This window comes from Pseudonocardia ammonioxydans, from assembly GCF_900115005.1.
Lineage (GTDB): Bacteria > Actinomycetota > Actinomycetes > Mycobacteriales > Pseudonocardiaceae > Pseudonocardia > Pseudonocardia ammonioxydans.
In genome coordinates this window covers 1-9,594 of sequence record NZ_FOUY01000090.1, presented here as the reverse complement: position 1 = coordinate 9,594, position 9,594 = coordinate 1, and the positions used below count along the sequence as shown (strand labels likewise).

Genomic DNA, 9,594 nt, shown 5'->3' with positions numbered 1-9,594 from the left:
CTGGGCCGAGTTCGTGCCGTTCCTGGGGTTCGACGTCGAGATCCGCAAGATCATCTGCACGACGAACGCGATCGAGAGCGTGAACGCCCGGATCCGGCGGGCGGTCAAGGCCCGCGGGCACTTCCCCAACGAGGCCGCCGCGCTCAAGTGCGTCTACATGGCGATCATGAGCCTCGACCCCACCGGCACCGGGCAGCACCGGTGGTCGATCCGCTGGAAGCCCGCCCTGAACGCCTTCGACATCGCCTTCGACGGACGCCTGTCCGCCGGACGCACGTAACCCGACCAACCTCAGTTACACCGGAAACTTGACAGTCCCGCTGACCGACCACTTGGAGATGTACTGCCGCTGGGGAAATACCGACCACCCATAACACCGGCGACTCAGCCTCTGACCTGCTGGTTCGTTGGTCGGGGTGGGTTGTCGCTGGGCATCGCTGGTCAGGCTGACTTGTACCGGATTTGTACCCGCGGATCTCTGGACGCAGGATCGTAAGTGTGGGCGAGCACAAGGAACGCATGCTCCGCAACGACTGGTACCTCGACGAACCCGACCTCGTCGACGACCGACGTCGTTGCTGGCGCCTCCTCCATGGGTTCAACGCGACCGGTCCCGATAACGACGACGAGCGCGAGTCTCTCCTCCGGCGGCTCGTCGGACAGCTCGGCGACGGCGTCGTGGTGATGCCCCGCTTCCAGTGCAGCTACGGAACCCACATCACCCTCGGCCATCGCGCCTTCGTCAACCACGATGCCTTGTTCATGGACGACGCCACGATCACCATCAGCGACGACGTCCGGATCGGACCGCGGACACAGCTCCTCACAGCACAGCACCCCGTCGAAGACCACGACCGCCGGCGCGAAGGATGGGAACGCCCCCTTCCCATCAGCATCGGAAGCAACACCTGGCTCGGAGCCGGGGTCATCGTCTGCCCCGGCGTGACCATCGGGGCAAACACCGTCGTCGGGGCAGGCAGCGTCGTCACGCGCGACGTGCCTGACCGCGTCCTCGTCGCAGGGAATCCGGGCCGACTCGTCCGCGAGCTGTAAGAGGGACGGCCACCACCCCCATCGCGAACGTCAACATCTACCCCTCAAACCGCCGGAGACAAGATCCACTGCTTCCGGCGACACTCGACGTTCGCCGTTACCCCTCGTGCGCTGCACGGACTCGCTACCGCATCTTCCATGGGCGACGGGTCCATCGGCTGCATCTGCCGTTGATTCCTGAGGGTTACCCGGGAGTGAGCCCGCTCCCCCGCGCCTACTGAGTGCCATCCCGGAGATAGTGAGTATGAGAATCGCAGGTGGCGCCCTGCCCCCCGGCGAGGGCACGACTCGTTCGGTGTGAAGCAACCGTGACACCGGCTGGGCGGGCGACGACGATCAGGTGAGCGGGCTCGTGAAGTTCCTGGACGTCCGCCGGGTGCCGCCGCAGTTGTCAGGCAGTTGGTCAAACAGGCCTCTATCTCCCACGGCTCTGGCATGAGTTGCACTGGTGTTGGAGCCCCGTGGTGCATCGGTGCTGGTGGGAGGGGTACCAGGTAGGGCTCTGGGGCACTAGTGCGACTCGGACACGACTACGTGGCACACGTTCTGTAGCGTTCGAGCATGTCCGCGCACCCGCGTCTGCCAATCGTGCTCGAAGCGGCCAGCTCCCTCGCTGCGGGGCTCGTCAATCCGACGCTGCTCGTGACCCTTCATCGCGACATCGACGAGCTCGAGGGCCTCGATGGGCGCAGGCTCGGCCGGTCGAACAAGCAGTACGCGCTCCGGTGGGCCATCTTCACCATGTCGTACGCAGCACTCGAGTCGTTCTTCAACGACATCCTCCGCGATACAGCGAGTCAGCGGACGCTGCCGGTGAATCCGGACAAGCTCCGCAGCGCTGGCGACAAGCATGGCGTCAAGCTCTTCACAAGCGATTGGGGCCTGCGGACGCGCGTAAAAGGCACGTCCGCAGGCAATAGATCTAGGTGGGTCGTGTACTCAGGAAAGCAGGAGCTGGTCGCTTACCTCGCCGACATGAAGAACCTCCGTGATCTGCTCGCCCACGGATCAGACCCGAACAAGGTGTCGAACGCGTCTGGTGCGCTATGGCCCTTGATCAACGGGGGTAATTCGATGCGCCTCATGGGTGCTGAGGGCTTCATACAGGCGGCTGGCGACCTCGCTGCCCAGACGGTGCTCGCCTTCGGCGGTGAGGCGGACGACGTGCCGGTCTGGCCCGAGCCGGCCCGGTCCGGCCTTTCAGCGGAACCGCGCCCGGTGCTGAAGCTCCTTGAGGGCAGGCGCGCCAGGTAGTTCGCGGAGCCGCCTGACCCGAATTGCACAGGGGTTGAGGACCCAGCACTGAATCCGCTGCGCACCGTTCGATGTCCATGTCGGCGGACACTCCGTCACCGGACCTCGCGGATCACCAGCGACGCCCGCGCCCTGCTCGACCGGCTACCCGCGATCAACGCGCCAGGGCACTGAACCTGTGCAGCTCAGATCTGGCTCGCGCCATCTCGTCGACTTCGCGTAGCCCGATCACGTCGCCGACACGGGGCAACCTGCCCATCGCACTGGACCACCTACGTCGCGACGCCCCGTTCTTAGACGTCGGCCGCACCCCGAGCACCCGCACAGGCTTGCTCCCTGTCCGTGGCGTGATCCCTCCGGGAGGTCGTCGAGATGGCACGCCCGCTGCCACCCCACGACGGGAACCGCCAGCCGGACCCGGGGCGCTCCCATCTCGGAGACCCGCCCGCCCGGCGAGGGCATGGGCACTTCGTCCCGAAAGCGGTCGCGCGGTGCCCGGTGGTGTCACCAGATGTCGCTTAGTGCCAGCTGAGCTGGGCGTTCGTGTCGCATTGTCACCGGGCGTTGTGCGTGGTCGTCGAGAGTCCGCTCCGGGTTTGCTCCGGCTCACCCGACCGCTGTAGCGGTCCGCGTATAGGCGGCGGGTCGGCGATCCGTGCGGTCCGGGCACTACTCGAAGTAGTCCTCGTCCAGCTTGACGATCGTGTAGGTTCGTTCGACCTGAACGCCCACCCCGCGGTCGATCATCAAGTTCGCGAACCGCTCCCCGTCTATAAGGATCACGCTTGCGTTGACGGAGCGGGCGTAGTCGAGGGCCTCGCGGGAGAAGGTGCTCGTGGTGATGAAGACACCTTGGGTGGCCTGTTGGCCATGTAGGGCGCCGACGAAGCCCTGCACCTGCGGCCGACCGACGACGGTGTCCGGGGCGTATCGCTTGGCTTGGACGTAGATGCGGGCCAGACCGAGCGGGTCCTGGTCGATGACGCCGTCGACCCCGCCGTCGCCGCTGCCACCGATCCGGCGGGCGCGCTGCTCGACCCCTCCGTAGCCCATCGCGACCAGCACGTCGAGGACCGACTGCTCGAGGAAGTCCGGGCTCGCGGCGCGCAACCGTTCGAGAAGCTGCGTGCTGACCTCGGCTCGGAGTCGGGCGGTACCGGCCTCGATCTGCTCGATCGGGTCAAGACCAGAGCTGTGCTGACTCTGCTCCACCGAAATGGTCGACGGGAAATGCGCACGCCGGGCCGGAACGTGGTCGCGATACGCCGGGATCTGCCTCAGGTGGACCTCGTCCAGGCGCTGTGGGTGCTCGGCGAGCAGTCGCCGTCCAACGTCGGTCACGGTGTAGGACCCACGCCGAGGGCGGTCGAGCGCTCCTGCACGCGCCAGCGATGAGACCGCCCAACCGATGCGATTTCGGAAGCGCTGCTGCCCGGATTCGAGGACTTCAGCCCGTTGGGCGTCAGTGAGCTGGACGTGGTCAGCCACACGATCTTGGACCTCGCGAGCCTGGACGGTCTCGCCGTCCTTGAGGACCTGCAGGACAGGGAGTAGGAAGCCGTCCCACGTCGGCATCTCACTGACAGGCTGCGGAGCATCGACCACGCACGGCAGGCTATCTGTGTGATCCAATCGCTTGCGAGTGCGTGATGCATGGGCAGTAGAGACTCGTTCGTCCCGAAGCAACGAGGGCGACCGGCCGAACGGCTTGAACGCGCTGGTCAAGCGGCTGCGTGCGTCCGTGGACGTCCGCGCGGTTCCGGGCTCGTATGGACCGATCGTCACTCAGTTCCTCACGCACCCGCGCCCGGTGCTCGTGTGGCATCCCGTCGACCTGGGCAACGCCCCCGACCGCGCGTCGGCCCGGGGGCGGCCCCCGACGCAACCGCCTGGCCGACCTCGTCCAGCTCCGCCCCCGGGACGTCGTGTGGTAGCCCTCCGGGAGGTCGTCGGGATGCCACACCCCGGCCATCCCGGAGACCTGCCGCCCGGCGAGGGCATCGTCTTGAGCGGTTGACGTTCCTGGAGAGCTGCGGTCGGCACTGGCCACACTCCGATGCCGAACGCGTGTTCGACGTGCGGCCCCGGAGGCTATAGTCTCGACTCTATGGCACAAAGCAGCGCGATCGAGTGGACCGAGGCAACCTGGAACCCGACGACGGGCTGCGATCGCATCAGTTCGGGATGCGACAATTGCTACGCGCTGAAGCTTGCAGGTCGGCTTAAGGCAATGGGCCAACCGCGATATCAAAACGACGGCAACGGTGTTACCTCAGGGCCAGGTTTCGGAGTCACTCTTCATCCTGACGCGTTGGGAGTTCCGTCACGTTGGCGACGCCCTAAGATTATATTCGTAAATAGCATGAGCGATCTTTTCCATGCGAAAGTTCCTCTGAGCTACATTCGGGACGTCTTTGCGGAGATTGCGGAGACTCCGCGGCATACGTACCAAGTTCTGACTAAGCGGTCGCTGCGTCTTGCCCGGCTCGCGGAAAAGCTGAATTGGCCAGCCAACCTGTGGATGGGAGTCAGTGTCGAGTCTAGTGATCAGTTTGGCCGGATCGATCATCTCCGATCAACTGGCGCGGCGGTCAAGTTCCTATCTGCCGAACCGCTAATCGGCCCGCTGTACGGTATTGACCTCGATAGAATCGACTGGGTTATCGCCGGTGGTGAAAGTGGAGCGGGCGCTAGGCATCTCGATCCCGACTGGGTGCGTTCGCTTCGGGACGAGACCAAGGCTCAAGGGGTTCCATTCTTCTTTAAGCAATGGGGCGGACGAACTCCGAAACAAGGAGGGCGGACCCTCGACGGTCGCGAGTGGAGTGAGTATCCGAAACCTGAAACTGGCGCCGTCTAGCCTGGGAATACGACCTGGGTCCCAGGGGGATATGTGTTTCGCCGAGCCTGATTTACGCACGTGATCTGACCCGCGATCTGCATCGGCTTTAGAGTCAGCTTCTTGAGGTGTGAAGCCGCGTATGGCGTCTCCGTTAGGACGTAATGCTCCAGTAGCTCTATGCTCACGGTCTGACCCTTGAAATGTTGCGCTAGGTCGATCTGGAGTGGTTCGGTGTCGACCTCGTCTCCGAACAATACAGGGATACCCGCTAGAACGTCAGAGAACTTTTCGCCACCGCCCGGATCCACCTTCCACATCGCGTCCTTCATCACACGAAGTCCGGTGACATGGCGGGTTCCATAGAATAGGTAGTATCCAGTGTGACCCGTCTCGTTGACCATCTCGAAGCTCTTGACGAACGGGAATCCGCAGGCCTCTATCAATTGACTCTGGTACAGGTCATGCAAGAACTTCTTCCGCTCCGGACCGGCTAGCCCTGCAGCGTCCTTAAAGCGGTCAGTACCAAATAGCTCGGTCAGGCGATCGTCGATGTTTCCAGCGCTTGCGAACCGATTGACTGTGTTGAAGTCAAAATATACAAATAGCTCGCACCGGTCGAACGACAGGAGGCGCCTGAGTAGATCCATGGGCAGTCCCTTTAAGCCAAATGGGTCGACGAAGGCGAAGGTAGGAGCGAGATTCCTCTTCTGTTCGTCTAGGTGCGCCAAAATGCCTTCGGCCACGTTCTCGAAGCTGTCGCCTGCGACCTGCACCTTAATATTGGAAGGCCAGGGCTGGTGACTGGCGATAAATTCTTGGACAACCGCGTTTAGGGATTCGTGCCGGTCCGGCTCTGCTTCATTGAACAGGAACACAAAAGTCTTGTTCGTCATGGCTGGAAGATGACGATGGGAGAGTAGAACCTCTAGGGCCTTGGTCGGCGACCCGGGTTCCCCGTTCTTATAGACGCCGGGTCCAGCGAAGCCGTCGAGAAAGACGATCCGGTCGTTCCAACGGCTCAAGATCGGGAACCATCCTTTGAGGTATCCGGTCAAGAGGTCGTGCTTAGCACTCGTGTGGGGCTTCAGCTCCCAGACAGTGTCGCTCTCGCCAGTTCGTGCCATGTGCGTTGGGCCCCCGGTTTGTGCGGTGGTGTCTGCAACGACGAACATCGCGAGAAGGCGACCGAGTGTTACTGATCGGGTGCGCGCAGTGCCCCAGGTAGCTGCCCCCGTCCGTTGGCCACGCACGGGATCGCGGCTTGCTGAACGAGCGGGGGGGTAGCGCGGCGACCGGCCGGAGGCCGCAGCGCCGCGCGCAACCCGGCGCCGGAGGCGCCGCTTGATACCGAATGGAAGGTCTAGACACAGCGTGCGCTGCCGCCGTTGTCGTGTCCCGGCTGATGCTTGACGTTCCGGTCTCACCTGATGCTTGACGTCCGGACAGCCGCCGGGGTCAGACGGTCGCGGCGTCGGCGACAGTCACCCATGAGTCGGCACGCTCGGGGTCGTTGCCGCTGGACAGCGCAATGCTGCGGGCGAGCGCTCTGGCGGTGTCCAAGTGGTCATCGCTGAGCTTCAAGGCGAGGACGGCGATGTCGTAGGCGGCTTCGCCGCTCATCCCGCGAGGGTCGATGAACCACAGCTGGGAGGCGCCGTGGAGCACGTTAGGTGGTGACAGGTCGGCGTGGCACAACGCGGCTGACATGTCGGCGGCGAGCTGATCAAGAGCGACGGTCGCTGCCTGACGGACGGCGGCGGGCTCGGGACCTCGGTGAGGCGGCTGGTCATCAGACGGCGGATCGGTGAGACGCGCACGAAGCCACGGCACAATGCTGGGCAGCGATGGCAGCCCGTCCTCGACGGAGAGGGTGCGCAGCATCGTTGCCACCCCCGCGAGATCCGAGGGCTTCGGCTCCTGCTCGGCGAACGATGTCCCGGGTTCGACGACGTCCATCGCAGTCCACATGCCCGTAGCGGTCTTTCGCAGCAGGTGGACGACGGGCGCGAGGCCGGCATGCGCGAGTCGGTCGAGTACGGCGGCCTGGTGGACGGCATGCGGGTCGGGACTCGATCGCAGGACCAGGCGTGCGCCGGAGTTGGACGTCGCCTCGACCACGTGGGCGGATCTGGCGGGAAACGTCCGGCCGGTCGGCGTCACCGCGAGCGCGGCGCAGACGTCGGCCAGCTCCTCGGACAGGGTGTCGGTCCACGCGGGTGCGAGGTCAGGCCATCGCGCGTGTGCGGTCTGGGCGACGTCGGGACGGAGCGTGGTCACGGGCGTAGCGCGGTCGCGATGGTGTGCATGTCGTCGACGACGAGCAGGGCATCCGCGTCGGTGAGCCCTTCGGCGCGCTCGGGCCGCTTGGCGTAGCCGATGCACGGCACCCCGGCGGCGACCCCGGCGAGTGCATCGGTGATTGAGTCACCGACGAACACCGCGTCGGCCGGTGCCGCTCGGGCGATATCCAGCGCTGCGTGGAGAAGGTGCGGGTCGGGTTTCATCTGCTCGGGGTGCCCGAAGGGCCGGCCGATGATGTGCGCGACGTGCTCGGTCAGATCGTGGCGGGCGAGGTAGGTCCGGATGGCCCGCTCTGAGTTGTTGCTGACCACCAGCACCGTGCGCCCGGTCGCGACCACGGTCCGGATGAGCTCGTGCGCTCCGGGGGCCGGCTCAGCCACCGCAGCGGCCCGGGTCTCGTGCTCGATCACATGGGCCTCGACATCGCGACCGGACTCGGGCGAGTGGCGGTATGCGACGCGGAGCAGGACGAGCGGGTCGTCGGTGCGGACCTCGGTCAGATCGATGCCACGGACGGTGGCGAACTGGCGGACGGCGGCGGCGACGTCGGGTGCCGGATGGCCGGCGAACAGGTGCGCGACGGGGCCGTCGAAATCCAGCAGCACGACGCGGGCGCCACGGAGCAGGTCGACAAGCTGTGTGTGGGTTCCGGTCGGGAGGGTCACCGTGGATACTCCCGGGTGATCGTGTTCCACACGGAGTCGAACCAGGTGCGTGCCTGGGTGACGTACTGGGGGCCGTTGCTGGTCTCGGCGTCGTCACCGGTGGAGAAGTGGAACAGGGTCGCGTCCTTGCCCATCGGGTCGAAGATCGGCACCTGTTCCTTGTCGATGGTGACGGTGTGTTCCAGGACGGGGTAGAAGCCGAAGAACGCTTCCTCGTCGTTGAGCAGGTAGAGCTTGAACAGGGGTGCTGCGCTGTGCGCGCGGACCTGGGCCGTCGCGGTCTTCACGAGCCCGAGGCCGGCAAGCTCCTGCACGCCGTCGGTGATGCTGTCCACGGCGCGGCGGGTGATGCGGTCTGCGCGCGTGCGGACGGCGGGGTCGTCGGCGGCGGTGTCCGCCCGGCACGGCAGGGCGAGAGGTGCGCCGGGGTCGGACAGCATGATCCGGATAGCGATGGACTCCGGGGTGAGTCGTCCGGCGCGAACCTTGTCCAGGACCTCGGACAGGGTGCCCGCGAGGGTCTCGCCGGAGAACCCGGCGAAGTCGATGCGCACGTCGGGGCGCTCGAACGCGGCTTCGATGTGCGGGCGCAGCCCCACCGGTAGCTCGGTCTGGGCGCGGACGAACACCCCACTCCCCTGCCGGCTGATGAGCAGCCGCTCGGCATAGAGGGGACGCAGCGCTGCCTTCACGGTCTCGCGGGCGACGCCGTAGCGCTCGGCGAGGTCAGGCTGCGAGGGCAGCTTCTCCCCCGCCTTGAGCTTGCCGAGCTTGATCGCGGCGCGGATCTGGTTGGAGATCTGCTGCGACGGGGTGCGCGGATCCTCCGGGTCCAGATGCGCGAGGAACTCGGCTGGCGTGCTCATGTCACCACGGTATCGGTCTGCTGACTAGCCCGGCTAGCCATCTTCCTTATCCACGGTTGACATGACTAGTCAGGCCAGTCACCCTGATATGGCTAGCCAAGCTGGTCAGGTTAACGAAGGAGTGAGTGATGAGGGATCTTCCGGTGGTGCTCGACGGCTTCAAGCTCACGGTGGTGGAGCCACCCGCACCCAAGACCCGGCAGGACGCGAACGGCGCCGAAGTGCCGGTGACCGACCGGGACGGCGTTACGCAGTTCGTGGTGTCGCTGTTCGCGAAGCTCCAGGTCCAGGCGGGCCAGCGGGCCCCGAAGGGCGAGGAGATCAAGGTGACCCTGACCGCCGACCCGGGCGAGGGGTTCCCGGAGGACGCGCGAGTGCAGCTGATCGACGCGAAGATCAACCCGTACTCGATCGAGTCGCCGGACGGGCGCACGGTCTCCGGGATCGCGTTCAAGGCGATGGGGCTCAAGCACGCCACCCCGGCCCCGATGCCGGCACGGCGGGGCAAGGACGACGGGGGCGAGTCGTGACCGACCGCCCGGACTTCCTGCCCTCCTCCACCGTCTCGGTCGGGATGCACTTGTACGAGACCACGACGTTCGCCACGCACCTC

The 9,594-nt window shown here is 65.4% G+C and carries 10 protein-coding genes; 5 read left to right on the top strand and 5 right to left on the bottom strand.

Annotated features, from left to right (window positions below; genetic code table 11):
- The 3 genes from BM093_RS33405 to BM093_RS33395 all read left to right on the top strand — a co-directional run.
- Positions 1-280 (top strand): transposase (locus BM093_RS33405; RefSeq protein WP_143105684.1); only part of this gene is annotated, 280 nt, incomplete at its 5' end.
- A gap of 218 nt (positions 281-498) precedes the next feature.
- Positions 499-1,053: a sugar O-acetyltransferase gene (locus BM093_RS33400; protein ID WP_010228045.1), complete on the top strand. Its 555-nt coding sequence runs from the start codon at positions 499-501 to the stop codon at positions 1,051-1,053.
- Positions 1,054-1,614: 561 nt separating this feature from the next.
- The gene (locus tag BM093_RS33395; protein ID WP_010228048.1) at positions 1,615-2,307 is read left to right on the top strand and encodes a hypothetical protein; all 693 of its coding nucleotides are present in this window, start codon (positions 1,615-1,617) and stop codon (positions 2,305-2,307) included.
- 669 nt (positions 2,308-2,976) lie between these two features.
- Here the strand turns inward: BM093_RS33395 and BM093_RS33390 are convergent.
- Positions 2,977-3,912, bottom strand: a complete 936-nt coding sequence (locus tag BM093_RS33390) for a restriction endonuclease (RefSeq protein WP_202796352.1) — start codon at positions 3,910-3,912, stop codon at positions 2,977-2,979.
- A 451-nt stretch (positions 3,913-4,363) separates the two neighbouring features.
- Here BM093_RS33390 and BM093_RS33385 point away from each other — a divergent pair, with 451 nt between their 5' ends.
- Positions 4,364-5,167, top strand: a complete 804-nt coding sequence (locus tag BM093_RS33385; RefSeq protein WP_337819677.1) for a DUF5131 family protein — start codon at positions 4,364-4,366, stop codon at positions 5,165-5,167.
- On the opposite strand, the gene BM093_RS33380 is transcribed toward BM093_RS33385, so the two are convergent.
- From BM093_RS33380 to BM093_RS33365, 4 genes are all read right to left on the bottom strand, one after another.
- Entirely contained in the window at positions 5,164-6,321 is a 1,158-nt protein-coding gene (locus tag BM093_RS33380; protein ID WP_218163053.1) for a three-Cys-motif partner protein TcmP, read from the bottom strand. The genes BM093_RS33385 and BM093_RS33380 overlap by 4 nt on opposite strands.
- 283 nt (positions 6,322-6,604) lie before the next feature.
- On the bottom strand, positions 6,605-7,426 hold the full coding sequence (locus tag BM093_RS33375) for a phosphotransferase (protein ID WP_010228058.1): 822 nt from the start codon (positions 7,424-7,426) through the stop codon (positions 6,605-6,607).
- Positions 7,423-8,115 carry an HAD family hydrolase gene (locus BM093_RS33370; protein WP_010228060.1) on the bottom strand — a complete coding sequence of 231 codons (693 nt, stop codon included), beginning with the start codon at positions 8,113-8,115 and terminating at the stop codon, positions 7,423-7,425. The genes BM093_RS33375 and BM093_RS33370 overlap by 4 nt, the downstream gene beginning before the upstream one ends.
- On the bottom strand, positions 8,112-8,981 hold the full coding sequence (locus BM093_RS33365; protein WP_010228062.1) for a winged helix-turn-helix domain-containing protein: 870 nt from the start codon (positions 8,979-8,981) through the stop codon (positions 8,112-8,114). The genes BM093_RS33370 and BM093_RS33365 overlap by 4 nt, the downstream gene beginning before the upstream one ends.
- A gap of 128 nt (positions 8,982-9,109) precedes the next feature.
- Here BM093_RS33365 and BM093_RS33360 point away from each other — a divergent pair, with 128 nt between their 5' ends.
- The gene (locus BM093_RS33360; RefSeq protein WP_050802327.1) at positions 9,110-9,511 is read left to right on the top strand and encodes a hypothetical protein; all 402 of its coding nucleotides are present in this window, start codon (positions 9,110-9,112) and stop codon (positions 9,509-9,511) included.
- Positions 9,512-9,594: the final 83 nt, after the last annotated feature.

What these genes read in the sequence shown, in the direction of transcription:
- BM093_RS33380 (WP_218163053.1), bottom strand. Translation starts at nt 6,321, where the DNA reads ATGTTCGTCGTTGCAGACACCACCGCACAAACCGGGGGCCCAACGCAC.
- BM093_RS33385 (WP_337819677.1), top strand. Translation starts at nt 4,364, where the DNA reads ATGCCGAACGCGTGTTCGACGTGCGGCCCCGGAGGCTATAGTCTCGAC.
- BM093_RS33360 (WP_050802327.1), top strand. Translation starts at nt 9,110, where the DNA reads ATGAGGGATCTTCCGGTGGTGCTCGACGGCTTCAAGCTCACGGTGGTG.
- BM093_RS33365 (WP_010228062.1), bottom strand. Translation starts at nt 8,981, where the DNA reads ATGAGCACGCCAGCCGAGTTCCTCGCGCATCTGGACCCGGAGGATCCG.
- BM093_RS33395 (WP_010228048.1), top strand. Translation starts at nt 1,615, where the DNA reads ATGTCCGCGCACCCGCGTCTGCCAATCGTGCTCGAAGCGGCCAGCTCC.